The sequence below is a fragment of the Micromonospora globbae genome (assembly GCF_003610785.1).
GTDB lineage: Bacteria > Actinomycetota > Actinomycetes > Mycobacteriales > Micromonosporaceae > Micromonospora > Micromonospora globbae.
On sequence record NZ_RAQQ01000004.1, the window covers coordinates 147,899 to 167,368 of the forward strand.

General features: G+C 73.1%; 17 protein-coding genes. 12 read left to right on the forward strand and 5 right to left on the reverse strand.

Features of this window, described 5'->3' with window-relative positions:
• Nucleotides 1-38 precede the first annotated feature (38 nt).
• Nucleotides 39-947, forward strand: coding sequence for a sulfate adenylyltransferase subunit CysD (gene cysD, locus D7I43_RS06920; protein WP_120327552.1), 909 nt, complete (start codon nt 39-41; stop codon nt 945-947).
• Nucleotides 947-2,257, forward strand: coding sequence for a sulfate adenylyltransferase subunit CysN (cysN, locus tag D7I43_RS06925; protein WP_120327553.1), 1,311 nt, complete (start codon nt 947-949; stop codon nt 2,255-2,257). Before cysD ends, cysN begins: the two co-directional genes overlap by 1 nt.
• Nucleotides 2,258-2,286: 29 nt before the next feature.
• On the opposite strand, the gene D7I43_RS06930 is transcribed toward cysN, so the two are convergent.
• The 3 genes from D7I43_RS06930 to galE form a co-directional block, all read right to left on the reverse strand.
• On the reverse strand, nt 2,287-3,414 hold the full coding sequence (locus D7I43_RS06930) for a tetratricopeptide repeat protein (protein ID WP_120327554.1): 1,128 nt from the start codon (nt 3,412-3,414) through the stop codon (nt 2,287-2,289).
• 107 nt (nt 3,415-3,521) lie between these two features.
• Nucleotides 3,522-4,679: a galactokinase gene (galK, locus tag D7I43_RS06935; RefSeq protein WP_120327555.1), complete on the reverse strand. Its 1,158-nt coding sequence runs from the start codon at nt 4,677-4,679 to the stop codon at nt 3,522-3,524.
• On the reverse strand, nt 4,676-5,659 hold the full coding sequence (gene galE / locus D7I43_RS06940) for a UDP-glucose 4-epimerase GalE (RefSeq protein ID WP_120327556.1): 984 nt from the start codon (nt 5,657-5,659) through the stop codon (nt 4,676-4,678). Before galE ends, galK begins: the two co-directional genes overlap by 4 nt.
• 286 nt (nt 5,660-5,945) lie before the next feature.
• Here galE and D7I43_RS06945 point away from each other — a divergent pair, with 286 nt between their 5' ends.
• The 6 genes from D7I43_RS06945 (at nt 5,946) to D7I43_RS06970 (ending at nt 10,558) form a co-directional block, all read left to right on the forward strand.
• A complete protein-coding gene (locus tag D7I43_RS06945) occupies nt 5,946-6,881 on the forward strand; it encodes a hemolysin family protein (protein ID WP_240032849.1) in 936 nt (311 codons plus the stop codon).
• 77 nt (nt 6,882-6,958) lie between these two features.
• Nucleotides 6,959-7,984 carry a tryptophan--tRNA ligase gene (gene trpS / locus D7I43_RS06950; protein WP_120327558.1) on the forward strand — a complete coding sequence of 342 codons (1,026 nt, stop codon included), beginning with the start codon at nt 6,959-6,961 and terminating at the stop codon, nt 7,982-7,984.
• Between the two features lie 57 nt (nt 7,985-8,041).
• On the forward strand, nt 8,042-8,593 hold the full coding sequence (locus tag D7I43_RS06955; protein WP_192902092.1) for a 2'-5' RNA ligase family protein: 552 nt from the start codon (nt 8,042-8,044) through the stop codon (nt 8,591-8,593).
• A gap of 70 nt (nt 8,594-8,663) precedes the next feature.
• Nucleotides 8,664-9,587 (forward strand): YihY/virulence factor BrkB family protein, encoded by a 924-nt coding sequence (locus D7I43_RS06960; protein ID WP_120327560.1) that lies wholly within the window; start codon nt 8,664-8,666, stop codon nt 9,585-9,587.
• On the forward strand, nt 9,584-9,973 hold the full coding sequence (locus tag D7I43_RS06965) for a GntR family transcriptional regulator (protein WP_240032831.1): 390 nt from the start codon (nt 9,584-9,586) through the stop codon (nt 9,971-9,973). The genes D7I43_RS06960 and D7I43_RS06965 overlap by 4 nt, the downstream gene beginning before the upstream one ends.
• Before the next feature lie 141 nt (nt 9,974-10,114).
• The gene (locus tag D7I43_RS06970; RefSeq protein WP_120327561.1) at nt 10,115-10,558 is read left to right on the forward strand and encodes a hypothetical protein; all 444 of its coding nucleotides are present in this window, start codon (nt 10,115-10,117) and stop codon (nt 10,556-10,558) included.
• A 146-nt stretch (nt 10,559-10,704) separates the two neighbouring features.
• Here the strand turns inward: D7I43_RS06970 and D7I43_RS06975 are convergent, their stop codons facing one another.
• Nucleotides 10,705-12,339: a glycoside hydrolase family 13 protein gene (locus D7I43_RS06975; protein WP_120327562.1), complete on the reverse strand. Its 1,635-nt coding sequence runs from the start codon at nt 12,337-12,339 to the stop codon at nt 10,705-10,707.
• Between the two features lie 225 nt (nt 12,340-12,564).
• Entirely contained in the window at nt 12,565-13,647 is a 1,083-nt protein-coding gene (locus D7I43_RS06980) for a LacI family DNA-binding transcriptional regulator (RefSeq protein WP_240032832.1), read from the reverse strand.
• A gap of 198 nt (nt 13,648-13,845) precedes the next feature.
• Between D7I43_RS06980 and D7I43_RS06985 the strand changes: the two genes are divergently transcribed.
• From D7I43_RS06985 to D7I43_RS07000, 4 genes are read left to right on the forward strand one after another with little or no spacing between them, the layout of a single operon-like run.
• Nucleotides 13,846-15,093 (forward strand): sugar ABC transporter substrate-binding protein, encoded by a 1,248-nt coding sequence (locus D7I43_RS06985; RefSeq protein WP_120327563.1) that lies wholly within the window; start codon nt 13,846-13,848, stop codon nt 15,091-15,093.
• The gene (locus D7I43_RS06990) at nt 15,093-16,730 is read left to right on the forward strand and encodes an ABC transporter permease subunit (RefSeq protein ID WP_120327564.1); all 1,638 of its coding nucleotides are present in this window, start codon (nt 15,093-15,095) and stop codon (nt 16,728-16,730) included. Before D7I43_RS06985 ends, D7I43_RS06990 begins: the two co-directional genes overlap by 1 nt.
• Entirely contained in the window at nt 16,727-17,650 is a 924-nt protein-coding gene (locus tag D7I43_RS06995) for a sugar ABC transporter permease (RefSeq protein WP_120327565.1), read from the forward strand. The genes D7I43_RS06990 and D7I43_RS06995 overlap by 4 nt, the downstream gene beginning before the upstream one ends.
• Nucleotides 17,651-17,658: 8 nt before the next feature.
• Nucleotides 17,659-19,470: a glycoside hydrolase family 13 protein gene (locus D7I43_RS07000; protein ID WP_120327566.1), complete on the forward strand. Its 1,812-nt coding sequence runs from the start codon at nt 17,659-17,661 to the stop codon at nt 19,468-19,470.

A 19,470-nucleotide genomic window follows, 5' to 3' on the forward strand; every position in this document is an offset into this window, starting at 1 on the left:
TCTGGAAATCGGATGAGCGAGCGAATCGAGCCCGGGTCATGACCGCCCCCGCATACCAGGTCTCACACCTCGACGCGCTGGAGGCGGAGAGCATCTTCGTGATGCGCGAGGTGGTGGCCGAGATGGAGCGTCCGGTGCTGCTCTTCTCGGGCGGCAAGGACTCCATCGTGATGCTGCGGCTCGCCCAGAAGGCGTTCGCCCCGGCGAACATCCCCTTCCCGGTGATGCACGTGGACACCGGGCACAACTTCCCGGAGGTCATCGAGTACCGCGACCGGCGGGTGGCCGAGCTGGGGCTGCACCTGGTGGTGGCGAGCGTGCCGGAGGCGCTGGCCCGCGGGCTGGTCCGCGAGTCGCCGGACGGGACCCGCAACCGCATCCAGACGCCGGTGCTGCTGGAGGCCGTGGAGAAGCACCGCTTCGACGCGCTCTTCGGTGGTGCTCGCCGGGACGAGGAGAAGGCCCGGGCCAAGGAGCGGGTGTTCAGCTTCCGCGACGAGTTCGGCCAGTGGGATCCGAAGAACCAGCGGCCGGAGCTGTGGGCGCTCTACAACGGCCGGCACCACCCGGGTGAGTCGATCCGCGTCTTCCCGCTGTCCAACTGGACCGAGCTGGACGTCTGGCACTACATCGCGCGGGAGCGGATCGCGCTGCCGTCGATCTACTACGCGCACGAGCGTGCGGTGGTCGAGCGGGACGGGATGCTGTACGCGGTGAACGAGTTCATCCGCCCCCGGGCGGGCGAGGAGCAGTTCAAGGCGCGGGTGCGCTACCGCACGGTGGGCGACGCGTCCTGCACGGCCGCCGTGCGCTCCGACGCCGACACCGTGGAGAAGGTCATCGAGGAGGTGGCCGCGACCCGGATCACCGAGCGCGGCGCGACCCGCGGTGACGACCGGGTCAGCGAGGCCGCCATGGAGGACCGCAAGCGGGAGGGCTACTTCTGATGAGCGTCGAGACCGCCGCGGCCACCCCGGTCGGCGCCGGGCCGGAGGCCCGGCGCATGGACCTGCTGCGCTTCGCCACCGCCGGCAGCGTCGACGACGGCAAGTCGACGCTGATCGGCCGGCTGCTCTACGACACGAAGTCGCTGTTCACCGACCAGTTGGCCGCGGTGGAGGCGGTCAGCGCGGCGCGCGGCGACGAGTACACCAACCTGGCGCTGCTCACCGACGGCCTGCGGGCGGAGCGGGAGCAGGGCATCACCATCGACGTGGCGTACCGCTACTTCGCCACGCCGCGGCGGAAGTTCATCATCGCCGACACGCCGGGGCACATCCAGTACACGCGGAACATGGTCACCGGCGCGTCGACGGCCGACCTGGCGCTGATCCTCGTGGACGCCCGCAAGGGTCTCGTGGAGCAGTCCCGCCGCCACGCGTTCCTGTGCTCGCTGCTGCGGGTGCCGCACCTCGTGCTCTGCGTCAACAAGATGGACCTGGTCGACTTCTCCCAGGAGGTCTTCGAGCGGATCGCCGACGAGTTCACGGCGTTCGCCGCGAAGCTCGAGGTGCCCGACCTGGCCGTGGTGCCGGTCTCCGCGCTCAAGGGCGACAACATCGTGAGCCGGTCGCCGAACATGCCGTGGTACGAGGGCCCGGCGCTGCTGCACCACCTGGAGCGGGTGCACATCGCCAGCGACCGCAACCTGGTCGACGTGCGGTTCCCGGTGCAGTACGTGATCCGTCCGCAGTCGACGACGGTCACGGACTACCGGGGCTACGCGGGGCAGGTCGCCTCGGGGGTGCTCAAGCCGGGTGACGAGGTGATGGTGCTGCCCTCGGGTTTCACGAGCCGGATCGCCTCGGTGGAGACCGCCGACGGCCCGGTCGCCGAGGCGTTCCCGCCGATGTCGGTGACCGTACGCCTGACCGACGAGATCGACATCTCCCGGGGCGACATGATCTGCCGGCCGAACAACGCGCCGGCGGTGGCCCAGGACATCGAGGCGATGGTCTGCTGGATGGACGAGACCCGGCCCCTGCAGGTCGGCGGCAAGTACGCGATCAAGCACACCACCCGCTCGGCGCGGGCGATCGTGCGCGGCCTGCACTACCGGCTCGACATCAACTCCCTGCATCGGGACGAGGCGGCGGGCGAGCTGCGGTTGAACGAGATCGGCCGGGTCCGGCTGCGGACGACGGTCCCGCTGCTCGCCGACGAGTACCGGCGCAACCGGACCACCGGCGGGTTCATCATCATCGACGAGAGCACCAACCGCACGGTGGGCGCCGGCATGATCGTCGAGGCCGGCTGAGTCCCCCCCCGTGACCGGCGTCGCCGGGGTCAGCTTCGCTGCTCGGAGGTGGTGATGGTGGCGCGGGCCGCCAGGCGGCTCCAGATCCGGTAGCCGAGCCAGCGGATGGCGGGGCCGGCCCGGCGGCTGAGCTGCCGCCAGAGGCGCAGGGCGAGGACGAGGCAGGCCGGCGCCAGCAGCAGGACGCCGAGCGCGCCGAGCACACTGTCGGTCGTCGGGGCGATCCCGTTGAGCAGCAGCCCGGCCAGGGCGGCCGCGGTGAACGCCAGGCAGACGACGACGGTCCGCGCGCCGAGCTGCCGGCGTAGCTGCCAGCGCACGGGCGACGGCTGCCGCCGCCAGGTCAGCAGCGACCATCCGGCCACGGCCGCCGGGACCAGCAGCGCGGTGGCGAGCCGTACGGGTCGGGCCGCGTCCACCACCGCGAACAGGACCACGTGCGCCACGGCGGCCAGCGCCAGCACGTCGAACAACCGCCACCACAGGGCGGCGGCCACCACGGCGTGGCGTACGGCGGCCGACCCGTCGTGCGGGTCCGCGGCCAGCGCGTCGGTGAAGCCCCGCGCGGCCCGCCCGACGCGGTCCTGTGCGGCGTCGAACAGCGCGAGCTGGTGCAGGGCCGGCTCGTACGACGGGTCCAGCGCCAGCGCCTGCCGGCAGGCGGCCCGGGCGGCCCGGAGCCGACCCATGCGGGCGTGCACCCGGGCGTCGAGCAGGTGCACCCCGGGCACCTGCGGGGCGAGTTCGAGGGCGGTGTCGGCGTGCCGGCGGGCGACGACGACGCGGGTGGGGTTGCCGAGCGTGAGCAGCGCCTCGGCGAGCAGCGCGTGCGCCTCCCAGACGCCGGCCGCCCGTTCCAGGGCGGCCTGGGCGGCCGCGGCCGCGTACGCGGGCTGGCCGGCGGCGAGCAGGATCCGGCCCTTCTCCACGAGCAGGTGCTGGGGCGTGGCGGCGAGGGCGAGCGCCCGGTCGATGACCCGCAGCGCCTCGGCGAACTGGCCGAGCATGCGGTGGCAGCGGGCGAGGTGGTAGAGGACGCCGACGTGCTCGGGCTGCTCGGCCAGCACGCCCCGGAGCACTTCCACCGCCTCGGCGTGGCGCCCGACCTCGATGAGCGCCACCGCCCGCTGTTGGGCGGCCAACCCGGTGTCGGTCACCTCGTCCCCTTCCCGCTCGCCGGTCGCGGCGACACCCTACCGATCGTCGCGGGTGGACGCGTCACGCGGATTCCGTGCCGGTGGCGGCCCGGCCCCGCGGGTCGGCGTCAGTCGAGGCGGGTGGCGCCGCCGGCCGGAAGCACGGTCACGTGGCCGGGGGCGGGGAAGCCCTTCTTGGCGTACGCGGCTGTGACGGCGTCGGCGACGGCCTCGGCGGCGTCCACCTCGACCAGCGCGAGCACGCACCCGCCGAAGCCGCCGCCGGTCATCCGGGCGCCGAGGGCGCCGGCGGCGAGCGCCGCCTCGACCGCGGTGTCGATCTCCGGCACGGTGATCTCGAAGTCGTCGCGCATGGAGACGTGCGACGCGGTGAGCAACGGCCCGATCTCGCGGACCCGGCCGGCGCGCAGCAGCGCCACCGTGTCGAGCACCCGCTGGTCCTCGGTGACCACGTGCCGGACCCGCCGCCGCGTCTCCGGGTCGTCGAGGCGGGCGAGCGCGGTGTCGAGCTGGTCGATGCCGACGTCGCGCAGGGCCGGCACGCCGAGCCGCGCGGCGCCGGCCTCGCAGGAGCGGCGGCGGGCGGCGTACTCGCCGTCGGCGTGCCGGTGCGGGGCGTGGCTGTCGACGACCAGCATGGCCAGGCCCGCGGCGTGCAGGTCGAACGGGATGTGTTCGACCTCCTCGGTGCGGCAGTCGAGGAAGAGCGCGTGCCCGTCGCGGCAGCGGATGGCCGCCGACTGGTCCATGATCCCGGTCGGCGCGCCGACGTAGACGTTCTCGGCGCGCTGGGCCAGCCGCGGCTGCCGCTCGGCGGGGAGGTCGAGGCCGCCCAGGTCGACAAGGGCGGTCAGCACGGCCGCCTCCAGGGCCGCCGACGACGACAGCCCCGCGCCGAGCGGCACGTCGGAGGCGATCGCCAGGCGGGCGCCGGGCACGTCGTGGCCGGCGTCGCGCAGCGCCCACACCACCCCGGCGACGTACGCGCCCCAGCCGGTGACCCGGCCCGGTTCGGCGACCTCGTCGGCGCCGAAGGTGACGGTCTCGTCGGAGAGCTCGGACCACACCGTCCAGCGGGCGCCGTCCTGCCCGGCGGCGGCGGCCACGGTACGCAGGGGAAGCGCGAAGGGCAGGACGAAGCCGTCGTTGTAGTCGGTGTGCTCGCCGATCAGGTTGACCCGGCCGGGCGCCGCCCAGCGGCCGGCGGGCGGCTCACCGTAGCGGGTGCGGAAGCCGGCGGCGGCGCGCTCGGCGACGTCGGTCATGCCTGCTCCAGGATGTGGGTGCGGTAGAAGATCCAGGCGTCGCCGACCATGTCGTGCAGGGTCGGCTTCTGCGGCACCCAGCCGAGTTCCTCGCGGGCCAGGCGGGAGGAGGCCACCAGTTCGGCGGGGTCGCCCTCGCGGCGCGGGGCGAGTTCGACGGGCAGTGGGTGGCCGGTGACCTCGCGGACGACGTCGACGACCTGCCGGTTGGTGAACCCGTTGCCGTTGCCGAGGTTGTAGATCCGGTGCTGGCCGGGGGTGGCGGCGTCCAGGGCGAGCAGGTGGGCGCGGGCCAGGTCCGCCACGTGGATGTAGTCGCGGACGCAGGTGCCGTCGACGGTCGGGTAGTCGTCGCCGAAGAGCTGCAGCTTCTCCCGCCGGCCGGCGGCCACCTCCAGCGCGATGGGGATGAGGTGCGTCTCCGGGTCGTGCCGCTCGCCGAGCGCGACGGCGCCGTCGAGGTGGGCGCCGGCGACGTTGAAGTAGCGCAGCGAGACGGCCGCGAGGCCGTGCCCGATCGCCTCGGAGGTGAGCGCCATGTCGACGGCCAGCTTGGTCGCGCCGTACGTGTTGGTCGGCGCCGTCACGGCGGTCTCCGGGATCGGCAGTTCGGTGGGGTTGCCGTAGACGGCGGCGGTGGAGGAGAAGACGAGCCGGGGCACGCCGGCGGCGCGGACGGCGTCGAGGAGGGCGAGCGTGCCGACGGTGTTGGTGTGCCAGTAGAGTTCCGGCCTGACCATGGATTCGCCCGCGGCGATGAGGGCGGCGAAGTGCAGCACCCCGTCGAACCGGGCCTCGGGGGTGACGACCTGCGCCGCCTCGTGCACGGGCAGGTCCACGTGGGTGGCGTCGGGGGCCAGCGCGACCCGGTGGCCGGTGCGCAGGTCGTCGAGGACGACCACCTCGTGCCCGGCGTCGAGCAGCATCCGGGTCACGACACTGCCGATGTAGCCGGCGCCGCCGGTGACGAGCAGTTTCATCTCGTTCGCCTCCTGAGGTCGGCCCGGGTCGTGGCCGGTTCGTGCTCACCCTACGGGCGGGCCGGACGGCCCGGACTCCGCGGAAGTCGATTCCATCATAAACTCTCACGATCCAACAGAGTTGAACACGGCGGGCGGGTGACCGGCGTACGCCGTATGGCCGTGCGGAGACCGCGCGCTGTCTACCATCTCTGGCATGCGCGAAGCGGGCGGGCCCGAGCACCGGCGACGCGCGCGGCGACGACCCGGCCGCGAACCCGGGCCCGTCGCCCGGGCCGTGGCCGCGATGGTGGTGCGGGCCGCCGACGCGGCCACCCGGCGCGTGACGGACCTGCTCGGTGCCGGCCCGGCGGCCGGCCGGGAGCGCATCAGCGAGGCCGAGCTGCGCGACCTGGTGGCCGCCAACACGCTGCTCGACGCGGACGAGCGCCGGATCATCGACGAGGTCCTGGTGGCCGGGGCCCGGCTGATCCGCGAGGTGATGATGCCCCGCACCGAGGTCGTCTTCCTCCCCGCCGGCCTCACCATCGCCGAGGCGGCCCGCCTGGTGCGGGTCGAGACGCACACCCGCTACCCGGTCACCGACGGCACCCACGACGACGTGGTCGGGTTCGTCCACCTGCGCGACGTGCTGCTGCGCCCCGAGGGCGACCCGTGCGCCACCGTCGGCGAGCTGACCCGGGAGGTGAAGCGGCTGCCCGGCAGCAAGCGGGTGCTCGCGGCGCTGACGGAGATGCGCCGGGAGGGGCACCACCTCGCGGTGGTCGTCGACGAGTACGGCGGCACGGCCGGCATCGTCACCCTCGAGGACCTCATCGAGGAACTCGTCGGTGAGATCCACGACGAGTACGACGGCACCCCCGACCCGGTGCACGCCGGGCTGCCCGCAGTGGTCGACGGCCGCCTCAACCTGGCCGACTTCACCGAGCGCACCGGCGTCACCCTGCCCACCGGCCCGTACGAGACGGTCGGCGGGTTCGTCATGGCGGCCCTGGGACGGCTGCCGGTCGCCGGTGACGAGGTGACGGTGACGCCCGGCTCGGTCGACGACGGTGACGCCGAACCGGGCGACCCGCCCGGCGGCTGGCTGTTGCGGGTGCTCGCCCTGGAGGGGCGGCGGGTGGCCCGGCTCGCCGTCTCCGCCGTCCGCGTACCCGAGCAGCGGCGCGAGACCGCGGCGCCGGCGGTGACCCGCGAGGCCCGGCCCGCGAACCCGTCCTGACCGGCCGGTGACCGCGCCGGATGCGACCCGCCGGCCCGTCATGACGCTCGCCGCGGCGGGCTGACAGAATTGGCGGCATGCCCGACGTTCCCGCCCGTCCCCGCGTCTTCTCCGGCATCCAGCCGACGGCCGACTCGTTCCACCTCGGCAACTACCTGGGGGCGCTCCGGCACTGGGTGGCCCTGCAGGAGACCCACGAGACGTTCTACTGCGTCGTCGACCTGCACGCGATCACCGCCGGGCACGACCCGAAGACGCTCCGGCAGCGGTCGCGGATCGCCGCCGCCCAGCTCTTCGCGGTGGGCATCGACCCGGAGCAGAGCACCCTGTTCGTCCAGTCGCAGGTGCCGGAGCACTCGCAGCTGGCGTGGGTGCTGGGGTGCATCACCGGGTTCGGCGAGGCGAGCCGGATGACCCAGTTCAAGGACAAGTCGCAGAAGCAGGGCAGCGACCGCTCCAGCGTCGGCCTCTTCACGTACCCGATCCTCCAGGCCGCCGACATCCTGCTCTACCAGGCCGACGCGGTGCCGGTCGGTGAGGACCAGCGGCAGCACCTGGAACTCTCCCGCGACCTCGCGCAGCGGTTCAACACCCTGTTCGGGCGGACGTTCACCGTGCCGGCCCCGCACATCGTCAAGGACACCGCGAAGATCACCGACCTGCAGGAACCGACCGCGAAGATGTCCAAGTCGTCGTCCTCGCCGGCCGGCATCATCGACCTGCTGGAGGATCCGGCCCGCACGGCCAAGAAGATCCGCTCGGCGGTCACCGACACGGGCCGCGAGATCGTCTTCGACGCCGAGGGCAAGCCGGGCATCTCCAACCTGCTGACGATCTACTCGGCCCTCTCCGGACGCGACATCGACGACCTGGTCGCCGCGTACGCCGGCAAGGGCTACGGCGACCTGAAGAAGGACCTGGCCGAGGTGGTGGCCGACTTCGTCCGCCCGATCCAGGAGCGCACCCGCGGCTACCTGGACGACCCGGCCCAGCTCGACAAGCTGCTCGCCACCGGCGCGGAGAAGGCGCGTGCCGTGGCCGCTCCGACGCTGCGTGCCGTGTACGAGCGGATCGGCTTCTTCCCGCCGGTGCGCGGCGAGTAGCGCCGCGACCGCGGGACGGGTTGACGAAGGCCGGTGGCCGGAGAGGTGACGCGCAGCGTGGATCGCAGGGACGGGGCGCCGGGGGAGGGTGACCTCATCCAGATCGGGGTGGCGGTGGACATCCCCGAGCCGTGGGGCGGCCAGCTCACCCGGCGGCGGGCGGAGGCCGGCGACCCGCAGGCGGCGGACATCCCGGCGCACGTCACGCTGCTCGGGCCGACCGAGATCCCGGTGGCCGCCCTGCCGGCCGTGGAGCGGCACCTGGCCGGCGTCGCCGCCGCCCACCTGCCGTTCACCCTCCACCTGCGGGGCACCGGCACGTTCCGTCCGGTGACGCAGGTCGTGTTCGTGGCCGTGGCGGCCGGCATCAGCGAGTGTGAGCTGCTGGCCGCTGCGATCAGCGCCGCGCCGGAACTGCGCCGGGAGACCCGCTTCCCCTACCACCCGCACGTCACGGTGGCCCAGGACGTGCCGCCCGAGGCGCTGGACAAGGCGTACGAGGATCTGGCGGACTTCTCCGCCATGTTCGAGGTGGAGGCGTTCACCCTCTTCTCGCACAGCGGCCAGGCCCGGTGGCAGCCCCGCCGCGACTTCCGGCTGGGCGGCTGAGCGGACGCTGCGGCGGGCGCGCCCGTGACGGTTACCCCCGCGGCGGGCCGACATCGGCGAGGATGACGGCGTGAACGTGATCGGCCGGGTCGAGGCGGGCATCGGCCGCCGGGTGGACGCCGCCCGCCGCCGGTCGCCGGTCTTCGACCACGTGTGGCGGGCCGGTGCGCTCTACGCCCAGGTGCTCGGCGGCCGGCTGGCCGCGGCCATCGCCTACTACGGCTTCTTCGCGGTCTTCGCGCTCGCCCTGGTCGTCTACGCCATCTTCGGCGCGACCCTGGACGACAACAACGAGTTCAGCCTGGCCGCGGGCAGCTTCCTTCAGGACAACCTGCCCTTCCTCGACCCGGCGCAGATCGCCGACAGCAGCGGCACCGTCGGCGTGGTCGGCCTCATCATCCTCACCTTCACGGGGATCGGTTGGATCGAGGCCATCCGGTCCTCGCAGCGGTTGATGTACGGGTTCAACCAGCAGCCCGGCAACCTGGTGATCCGCCGGCTGGTCGACATCGGCGTGATGGTCATCGTGTTCGTGCTGCTCGGCCTCTCGGTGGCCGCCGTCGACGCGCTGGAGTCGGTGCTGCGCTTCCTGCTGCGCAGCACCGGGTCGCTCGGCCTCACCACGCTGAGCGCGATTCTCAGCGTGGTGGTCAACGCGGTCCTCGCGGCGCTGCTGCTGGTCGCCGTGCCGCGACTGCGGATGAGCCGGTCCCGGCTGCGCCCGGTGGTGTGGCTCGTCGCGATCGGCATCACGCTGCTCAACACGGTCGGCCGCTACTACGTCGTCCGCACCGAGCGGAACCCGGCGTACACGGTCGTGGCCGGCGCCGTGGGGCTGCTGCTCTACCTGTACCTGCTCAACCAGTTGCTGCTGTTCGGCGCGGCCCTCGCCGCGACCAGCCGGCGGGGGAGGGTGGTCGACCTGGCCGAGGGCCCGCCGCCGGCCGACCTCGACGAGGACACCGAGCCCGGCGTACCGGGTGGTGCCGGGTGAACGGGGAGGAGCCCGACGTGCTGATCTCGGTCGACCTGGACTCGCCCGTGCCCCCGTACGAGCAGGTGCGCGGGCAGCTCGCCGCCATGATCGGCGACGGGCGGCTCCCCGTCGGCACCCGCCTGCCCACGGTGCGGCAGCTCGCCGCCGACCTCAGCCTGGCACCGAACACGGTGGCCCGGGCGTACCGGGAACTGGAGGGGGCCGGGCTGCTGGAGACGCGGGGGCGCAACGGCACGTTCGTGGCGCCCGGCCGGGACGAGGCGATGGACCGGCTCCAGCGGGCGGCGGCCGAGTACGCGCTCCAGGCCCACCGGCTCGGCGTGCCGCCGGGCGCCGCGCTCGCGCTGGTCCGTGCGGCCCTCGACGCGTCCCGGCCCGGCTGACGGATCCCGCCCGACTGAGGCGTCCCGGCCCGGCTGGTCTGACGCCCTTCGGCCTCGGCCGAGGCGGCCGCGGGCAGCGACGGTGACGGGGATCGGACGAATGTTCCGCGCGGGCACCACGTGACGGACCATGATGGGCCGGTGGGTGCACTTGTGACGTTGGACCTGCCGAGCGACTCGCCGATGCTCGGTCTCCCGTGGATCATCACGTTCGGTCCGTTGAGCGACGAGGACGAGTGGGAGCCGGTGGTCTGCGGCCCGTACGAGCGCCCCCACGCGCTCGCCCTGGCCGAGGCGGTGGTGGCCGAGGAGCAGCTCATGGCGGTGGTGGAACCCCTGCTGCCGGCGCTCTCCGCCGAGGAGGTCCGCAGCGAGATCGCCGCCGCCCAGATCGCCGCGGCCGACGAGGCGGCCCAGGTGGACCAGGCCGACCTCTACGGCGACTTCGAGGACACCATCGACGAGGAGCTGGACGCGGCGGCGGACGAGGCCGGCCGCGGCGAGCCGACCGCCCCGCCGACCGAGGCCGAGCTGCGGGCCGGCTTCCGCCGGATCGCCGAGATGCTGACCGCCAGGGGGGCGTGAAACGCGGCCGCACGGACGTCGGCGCCCCACGGGGCGGACCCCGCGAGGCGCCGACGCCACCTCGCCCCCCACCACAAGGGGTCGGTGCCCAGCCGCCCGCCGGCGCGGAGCACGACGGACGACCAGGTCGGTGTCGAGTTACCCGTTCAGCGGCGTTCGAACCAGGCGGCCGTGTCGACCGGCAGCCACCGGTCGCCGTCCTGCGCCGTGAGGGTCTCGCTGGAGACGAGCGGCTCGCCGTACCCGCCGACCCGGACGGGCGCGCCGCTGATGTTGACGACGCAGGTCAGCGTGACGTCGCCCGCGGCGCGGGAGAAGGCCAGCACCCCGGGCTCGGTCTCCTGCCACGTCACCTCGCCGGCGTCGGCGGCCAGCGCCGGATGCGCGCGCCGGATCCGCAGCGCGCGACGGTAGAGCTCCAGGGTCGATCCGGGCACGCCGGTCTGCGCGGCGACCGAGAGGGCAGCCCAGGTCGCGGGCGCCGGCAGCCAGCTCTCCGCGCAGCCCGCGGGCCCGAAGCCGTACGGGGGCGCGTCGCCGCTCCACGGGATCGGCACCCGGCAGCCGTCGCGGCTCTCGCCGGTGCGCCGGAACGCCGGGTCCTGGCGTACGTCGTCGGGCAGGTCGAGCACCTCGGGCAGGCCCAGCTCCTCGCCCTGGTAGACGTACGCGCATCCGGGCAGGGCGAACATCAGCAGGGCGGCGGCCCGCGCCCGGCGGAGCCCGTCGGGCCCGTCGCCGTAGCGGGTGACGTGCCGCTGCTTGTCGTGGTTGGACAGCACCCACGTGGTCGGCGCGCCGACGATGGTCGCCTCGGCCAGGGCGGTGTCGATGACCTTGCGGAACGACTCGGCCGACCAGGTGGCGTCGAGGAAGTCGAAGCTGAACGCCTGGTGCAGCTCGTCCGGGCCGATGTAGCGGGCCAGCCGCTGCGGCGTCTCGGCCCACGCCTCGGCCACGGCCATGCGGCCGCCCGGGTAGCTGTCCAGGATGGGCCGCCAGGCGCGGTAGATGTCGTGGACCTCGTCCTGGTCGAAGTACGGGAGGCGGCCCTTGCCGAGCAGTTCCACCTGGCGGCGGCCGGTGGTCATCGTGCTGAACCCGACGTCGGGCAGCCCTTCGGCCTTGATCATCCCGTGCGCCACGTCGATGCGGAAGCCGTCGACGCCCCGGTCCAGCCAGAAGCGCAGGATGTCCTCGAACTCGGCGCGGACCTCGGGATGCCGCCAGTTCAGGTCCGGCTGGCTCGGGTCGAACAGGTGCAGGTACCACTGGCCGTCGGCCACCCGGGTCCACGCGGGCCCGCCGAAGATGCTCTCCCAGTCGTTCGGCGGCAGCTCGCCGCGCTCGCCCCGGCCGTCGGCGAACAGGTAGCGCGCGCGCTCGGCCGAGCCGGGGGCGGCGGCCAGGGCGGCCTGGAACCAGGGGTGCCGGTCGGAGGTGTGGTTGGGCACGAGGTCGACGATGATCCGCAGGCCGAGGGCGTGCGCGTCGGTGACCATGGCGTCGAAGTCGGCGAGGGTGCCGAAGATCGGGTCGACGTCCCGGTAGTCGGCGACGTCGTAGCCACCGTCGACCATCGGCGAGGTGTAGAAGGGGGTCAGCCAGAGCGCGTCGATCCCGAGGTCGCGCAGGTAGGGCAGGCGCTGCCGGATGCCCTCCAGGTCACCGACGCCGTCGCCGTTGGCGTCGGCGAAGCTGCGGACGTAGATCTGGTAGACGACCGCGGAGCGCCACCAGTCGGGGTCGGCGGTCGGCGGCGTGGGGCGGCTGGCGGTCATGGTGCGTTCCCCGTTCTCGCGGTACGGCGGCGCCCGCCACGGCGCGGGCGGCAGGGCGTCTGAGCAGAATGCCGGCCGGGGGCTGAAAGAGTCAAGCATTCCTTGCGCAAGAATCGCGCAGTCCTGCCGCCCTCGGCGCGGCCCGCTGGGCGCCGAGCGCCGGGCCGCTGGGCCCCGCGCCGGTGCGGGCCCCGCTGGATGTCCGGCGTCGGTGCGGGCCGGGCCTCAGGCCGGTACCGCCACCGGGGGCGGGCTCGGCCGACGCCCACCGCCACCGGCCGGGCGGGCCGGAGCGGCGGGGGCCACCGCCGTGGAGCCGCGGACGACCAGCTCGGGGCGGAAGAGGTACTCCGAGTGCGGGGCGCCGTGCCCGTTGATCTCGTCGACGAGCGCCCGCACGGCGGCCACCGCCATGGCGGCGACGGGCTGCCGCATGGTGGTCAGCGGGGGATCGGTGAAGGCCATCAGCGGTGAGTCGTCGTAGCCGACCACGGACAGGTCGCCGGGGACCGACAGCCCGCGCTGCCGGGCCGCCCGGACGGCGCCGAGCGCCATGAGGTCCGAACCGCAGACGACACCGGTGACGCCACGGTCGAGCAGCCGCCCGGCGGCCGCCTCGCCGCCCTCGACCCCGAAGAGGGTCAGCTCGGCGAGATCGTCCAGTTCGGACTCCGGGAGCCCGGCCAGCCGGGTCATGGCCGTACGCCAGCCGGCGACCTTGCGCCGCACCGGGACGAACCGGTCGGGCCCGGTGATCAGGCCGATCCGGCGGTGCCCGAGCGCGACGAGGTGGGCCACGGCCAGTTCGGCGGCCTCGCCGTCGTCGCAGGAGACGAAGGGGGCCGCCACGTCCGGCACGTACCCGTTGATCATCACGATCGGCAGCGGTCGGGCGATCAGCGCCCGGTAGCGGTCGTGGTTGGCGGCCGTGTCGGCGTGCAGGCCGGAGACGAAGACGATCCCGGAGACCTGCCGGTCCAGCAGCATCTCGACGTACTCGTCCTCGGTGACGCCTCCGGCGGTCTGCGTGCAGAGCACCGGGGTGAAGCCGCTCTGCGCCAGGGTGGACTCGATGACCTGGGCGAAGGCGGGGAAGATCGGGTTGTCCAGCTCCGGCACCACGAGGCCCACCAGGCCGGCGCTGCGCTTGCGCAGGCGCGCCGGGCGCTCGTAGCCGAGCACGTCGAGGGCGGTGAGGACGGCCTGCCGGGTCTCCGGGGCCACACCGGGGCGGTCGTTGAGCACCCGCGACACCGTGGCCTCGCTGACGTCGGCCTGTTGGGCGATGTCGGACAGTCGAGCGCGCATGGCGGCACTCTAGCTCACCGGCAAGTTCTTGCGAACGGCCCTGCAAGCCCTTCCATTCTCTGAAACCCCTTGCTAACGTCCCGGCAACACGCGACAGCAGCGGCGCCGTCTCCGTGCGCCGGTCAGCACGAACTTTGCAAGGTTTCCACTGGCGGGCGCCCTTCCCCCGGCCGGCCGCCAACGACGACAGGAGTACCGATGCGCATCCGTACCGCGGGTGTGGTCGCCGTCTTCGCCCTGGCGCTGGCCGCCTCGGGCTGCGGCGGCGACAGCGACGAGCCGGCCACCAAGGAGTCCGCCAAGGCGGCCGGCGGCAAGCTGGTGATCTGGGCCGACGACAAGCGGACGGCGGCCCTCAAGCCGTTCGCCGAGAAGTTCGGCCAGGAGAACGGCGTCACCGTCGAGGTGCAGGCCGTCTCGAAGGACCTGCAGACCAACTTCGTCACCGCGTCGCAGCAGGGCAGCGGCCCGGACGTCGTCGTCGGCGCGCACGACTGGATCGGCAACATGGTGCAGAACGGCGCCATCGACCCGGTGCAGCTGACCGCCGACCAGAAGGGCGCCTTCAACGAGACCGCCGTCAAGGCGGTCACCTTCAACGGCCAGCTCTACGGCGTGCCGTACGCCATGGAGAACCTCGCGCTGATCCGCAACACCGCGCTGGCCCCCGAGGCGCCGAAGACCATCGAGGACCTGGTCGCCACCGGCAAGAAGCTCAAGGCGGAGAAGAAGGCCAGCGAGATCCTCTGCCTCCAGTCCGGCCAGAACGGCGACGCCTACCACATCTACCCGCTCTACACCTCGGCCGGCGGATACCTCTTCGGCACCGCGGCCAACGGTGACTACGACCCGACCGACCTGGGCGTGGGCAAGCCGGAGTCGATCGAGGCGTTCAAGAAGATCGGCGCGCTGGGCGAGAAGGGCGAGGGTGCGTTGAAGCGCTCCATCACCCCGGAGAACTCGATCGCCACCTTCACCGGCAAGAAGTGCGCCTTCCTCGTCTCCGGCCCGTGGGCCGTGGCCGACGTGAAGAAGGCCAACATCGCGTACGACATCACCCCGGTCCCCGGCTTCGCGGGCGGCAAGGAGGCGCAGCCCTTCGTCGGCGTCCAGGCGTTCTACGTGGCGTCGAAGGGCAAGAACAAGGCGCTCGCGCAGGAGTTCGTGGCCAACTACGTGACCAGGCCGGACCTCGCGGTGGCGCTCTACCAGGCCGAGCCCCGGCCGCCGGCGCTGACCGCCGCGCTCGACCAGGTCAAGGGCAGCGACCCGGACCTCGCGAAGTTCACCGAGGCCGGCGAGAACGGGCAGGTGCTTCCGGCGATCCCGGCCATGGCCGCGATCTGGGACCCGTTCGGCAAGGCGGAGGCCGCCGTCATCGGCGGCGCCGACCCGGCCAAGACGATCACCGCGGCCGGCAAGACCATCGCAGGCCAGATCAAGTAATGAGCACGTCGCCGTCCGGCCCGGGGCCCGCACCGCAGGCCCCGGGCCGGGAGCCGGTCGGCTCCCGACCCGAGAAGCGTCGTGCCGCGCGTGACCACGCGACGACGACCATGACCGGCCTCGCGGCCAAGGTGGTCCTGCTCGGCCTGGTGGCCGGGATCGCGATCTGGGCGGCCTTCCCGCTCGTCGAGGCGGAGAAGTGGGTGGGGCTCGCGCTGCTGGCGGCCACCACGGCCGGGCTGTTCTACCTCTACCTGACCCGCCGGCACGTGCCGGCCAAGTACCTGGTCCCGGGCACGCTGTTCCTCGTGGCCTTCCAGGTGTTCCCGGTCCTCTACACGGCGAGCACCGCCTTCACCAACTTCGGCGACGGGCACCGCGGCAGCAAGCAGGACGCCATCGTCGCCATCCAGACCGCCTCGGTGAAGCAGGTGCCGGGCTCCGCCGAGTACGCCCTCACCGTCGCCACGAAGGGCGACCCCGCCACCGGGCCGCTGGTCTTCCTGGTCACCGACCCGGCCACCGGCACCGTCTCGGTCGGCGACGCCGACGGCCTGCGCCGGCTCGGACCCGACGAGGTCACCGTGGCGCCCGGCGGCAAGGTCACCGCTGCCGACGGCTTCACCGTGCTGAACTTCGGCCAGGCCAGCGCGCGCAGCCAGGAGATCACCGAGCTGGTCGTGCCGACGGCCGGCGGCGCGCTGCGCTCCTCGGGCCTGTCCCGCGCCTACGAGGGCACGGCCGTGCGGGCGTACGACGCCGGCTGCGACTGCATCCGGGACAGCGAGACCGGCCGCACCTGGGCCGCCGACGAGTCGACGGGCTCCTTCGTGGCCGCCGACGGCGAGCGGCTGGCGCAGGGGTGGAAGGTCGGCGTCGGGCTCCGCAACTTCACGCGGGTGCTCACCGACGAGAACATCTCCGGGCCGTTCCTCGGCACGCTGATCTGGAACTTCGCCTTCGCCATCGGCTCCACGGGCGGCACGTTCATCCTGGGCACGCTCGTCGCGCTCGCGCTGCACTCGCCCCGGATGCGGGGCACCAACCTCTACCGGGTGCTGCTGATCCTCCCGTACGCCATGCCGTCGTTCGCCATGCTGCTGATCTGGCGGGACATGTTCAACACGGACTTCGGCCTCATCAACAACCTCTTCGGCCTGAGCGTGAACTGGTTCGGCCAGGAGTGGTCGGCCCGGGCCGCGGTGCTGCTCGTGCAGCTCTGGCTCGGCTACCCGTACATGTTCCTGGTGGCCACCGGCGCGCTCCAGGCCATCCCACGCGAACTGACCGAGGCGAGTTCGGTGGACGGCGCCTCGCCGTGGCAGTCGTTCCGGTCGGTCACGATGCCGCTGCTGCTCATCGCGCTCTCCCCGCTGCTGATCTCGTCGTTCGCGTACAACTTCAACAACTTCAACGCCATCTACCTGACCACCGAGGGTGGGCCCTTCCCGGCCGACAACCCCACCAACGGCGCCACCGACCTGCTCATCACCTACACCTACCGGCTGGCGTTCGGCGGGCAGGGTGCCGAGTTCGGGTTCGCCGCGGCCATCTCGCTCTTCATCTTCACGATCGTCGCCGTGGTCTCGGCGGTCAGCTTCCGGCGCACCCGCAAGCAGGAGGAGGTGTACGCATGACCGCGCTCACCGGGTCTCCGGTCACCGACGCCGGCTCACCACCGGTCGGCCGCCGGCCGGCTCCGCGCGGGAACCGCTGGTTCGCGCGGGTGGGCTGGCGGCACCTGGTCGCCGTGCTCGCCGTCCTGTTCAGCCTCTTCCCGATCGCGTTCGTGCTCTCGGCCGCGCTCAATCCACTCGGGACGCTCTCGTCCACCGAGCTGGTGCCGACCGAGGGGGTGTCGTTCGGCAACGTCAGCGAGTTGTTCGCGCGGACCGAGTTCGCGCGGTGGTTCGTCAACTCGCTGCTCATCGCCGGCCTCGCCTCGCTCGCGTCGATCGCCCTGTCGGCGCTCGCGGCGTACGCCTTCTCCCGGATGCGGTTCCGCGGGCGCCGGGTCGGGCTGCTCTCGCTGCTGCTGATCCAGATGTTCCCGCAGTTCCTGGCGATCGTGGCGATCTTCCTGATCTTCACGACGGTCACCGACCTGTGGCCGGCCATCGGCTTCAACACGCCGTGGGGGCTCTTCCTCCTCTACATGGGCGGCGCGCTGGGCGTGAACACCTGGCTCATGAAGGGCTTCTTCGACACCCTGCCGCGGGAACTGGACGAGTCGGCCACGATGGACGGCGCCACGCACGCCCAGATCTTCTTCCGGATCATGCTGCCGCTCGTGGCGCCGATCCTCGCCGTGACCGGGCTGCTCGCCTTCATCGGCACGATCAACGAGTTCCTGATGGCGAACGTATTCCTGACCGACACCGACTCGAAGACCCTCGCCGTCGGCATGTACGGCCTGTTGCAGGGCGACGAGCGGAACAACAACTTCGGGATCTTCGCGGTGGCCACGCTGCTCACCGCCATCCCCACCGTGCTCGTCTTCCAGTTCCTCCAGCGCTACATCGTCTCGGGCCTCACCGCCGGGGCCGTGAAGGGATAGCAGCACCCATGCCACTCCAGCCGCACCACGACGGCTCGGCCCGGTACGTCCCCGAGCAGGAACCCGCGCTCGGGGACACCGTCGACGTGTTCGTCCGGGTGCCCACCGGGGCGGACGTGCGCGAGGTGCACGTGCGCACCACGGGCGACGGCGAGCCCGGGTTCACCGAGGCCGTCGTGGACCGGGTCGACGGCGACGAGGTCTGGTGGCGGGCACCCGTCGAGGTGCGCAACCCGGTGAGCAACTACCGGTTCCTGCTCACCGGCCGGCACGGGTACCGCTGGCTCACGGCCGCCGGGCTGGTCGACCACGACGTGCCGGACCACGGCGACTTCAAACTGGTCAGCCACGCCGCGCCGCCGGCCTGGGCCCGCGACGCGGTCATCTACCAGATCTTCCCGGACCGGTTCGCCCGCTCGGCCGCGGCCGACACCCGCCCGCTGCCCGACTGGGCGATCCCGTGCGACTGGGACACCCCGGTGATCGGGCGCGGCCCCGAGACGCCGTACCAGTTCTACGGCGGAGACCTGGACGGGATCACCGAGCGCCTGGACCACCTGGACCGGCTCGGGGTGAACACCGTCTACCTGACCCCGGTCTTCCCGGCCCGCTCCAACCACCGCTACGACGCGTCGGACTTCGACACCGTCGACCCGCTGCTCGGCGGGGACGCCGCGCTGGCCCGGCTCGCCGACGCGGTGCACGCCCGGGGCTGGCGGCTGCTCGGCGACATCACGAGCAACCACACCGGCGACGCGCACCGGTGGTTCACGGCGGCCGTCAGCGACGTGCGCGCGCCCGAGCGGGAGCTGTACTACTTCGACGAGCTGACCGGGGACTACGAGTCGTGGAAGGGGGTCAAGTCGCTGCCGAAGCTCAACTGGGGCAGCGCCGAGCTGCGGCGGCGGTTCGCCACGGCACCCGACTCGGTGCTGCGGCGCTGGCTACGGGAACCGTACGCGCTGGACGGTTGGCGGGTGGACGTCGCGAACATGACCGGGCGGCGGGGCGCCGACGCGTACACCCACGAGGTGGCGGCACTCCTGCGGGCCGTGGTGGCGCAGACCCGGGCGGACGGCCTTCTGATGGCCGAGCACGGCCACGACCACACCGGTGACCTGGACCGGGACGGCTGGCACGGCACCATGAACTACGTCGGCTTCACCGACCCGCTCTGGTCCTGGCTGCGCCACGGCGACCACCCGCTGCCCAACTTCCTCGGCACGCCGGGCGGGGTCCGCCGGCGCGACGCCGGTGCGGTGCTCGCCACCATGAACGCGTTCCGCTCGCTGGTCTCGTGGCGCGCGTACACGCACTCGTGGCAGCTGCTCGGCTCGCACGACTCGGCGCGGATCCGCACGGTGGTCGGGGACGCGGCGCGGCAGGAGGTGGCCGCCGGCCTGCTCGCCACCCTGCCCGGCATCCCGATGATCTTCGCGGGGGACGAACTGGGCCTCACCGGGGACATGGGCGAGGCGTCCCGCACGCCGATGCCCTGGCACCGGCCGGAGAGCTGGGATCAGGCCACCTTCGCCGCGTACCGGGCCCTGGTCGCGCTGCGCCGGAACGAGCCCGCGCTGCGCCACGGCGGCCTGCGGTGGGTGCACCACGACCCGGACACCCTGGTCTTCCTGCGGGAGTCGCCGGACGCCACGGTGCTGGTGCTGGCCCGCCGCGCGGCCGGCTCCCCGGTCCGGGTGGCCGGGCTTCCGGCCGGCGAGAACGTGTACGGCGGGGCGCCCGCGCTGCGTCCGGACGCCGAGGGAGTCGTGACGCTGCCCGGCGACGGCCCGACCTTCCAGGTGTGGCGCGCCCGCTGA

What these genes read in the sequence shown, in the direction of transcription:
- D7I43_RS06990 (WP_120327564.1), top strand. Translation starts at nt 15,093, where the DNA reads ATGAGCACGTCGCCGTCCGGCCCGGGGCCCGCACCGCAGGCCCCGGGC.
- cysN (WP_120327553.1), top strand. Translation starts at nt 947, where the DNA reads ATGAGCGTCGAGACCGCCGCGGCCACCCCGGTCGGCGCCGGGCCGGAG.
- D7I43_RS06995 (WP_120327565.1), top strand. Translation starts at nt 16,727, where the DNA reads ATGACCGCGCTCACCGGGTCTCCGGTCACCGACGCCGGCTCACCACCG.
- D7I43_RS06945 (WP_240032849.1), top strand. Translation starts at nt 5,946, where the DNA reads ATGGTGGTGCGGGCCGCCGACGCGGCCACCCGGCGCGTGACGGACCTG.
- D7I43_RS06975 (WP_120327562.1), bottom strand. Translation starts at nt 12,339, where the DNA reads ATGACCGCCAGCCGCCCCACGCCGCCGACCGCCGACCCCGACTGGTGG.
- D7I43_RS06980 (WP_240032832.1), bottom strand. Translation starts at nt 13,647, where the DNA reads ATGCGCGCTCGACTGTCCGACATCGCCCAACAGGCCGACGTCAGCGAG.
- galE (WP_120327556.1), bottom strand. Translation starts at nt 5,659, where the DNA reads ATGAAACTGCTCGTCACCGGCGGCGCCGGCTACATCGGCAGTGTCGTG.
- trpS (WP_120327558.1), top strand. Translation starts at nt 6,959, where the DNA reads ATGCCCGACGTTCCCGCCCGTCCCCGCGTCTTCTCCGGCATCCAGCCG.
- D7I43_RS06985 (WP_120327563.1), top strand. Translation starts at nt 13,846, where the DNA reads ATGCGCATCCGTACCGCGGGTGTGGTCGCCGTCTTCGCCCTGGCGCTG.
- cysD (WP_120327552.1), top strand. Translation starts at nt 39, where the DNA reads ATGACCGCCCCCGCATACCAGGTCTCACACCTCGACGCGCTGGAGGCG.
- D7I43_RS07000 (WP_120327566.1), top strand. Translation starts at nt 17,659, where the DNA reads ATGCCACTCCAGCCGCACCACGACGGCTCGGCCCGGTACGTCCCCGAG.
- galK (WP_120327555.1), bottom strand. Translation starts at nt 4,679, where the DNA reads ATGACCGACGTCGCCGAGCGCGCCGCCGCCGGCTTCCGCACCCGCTAC.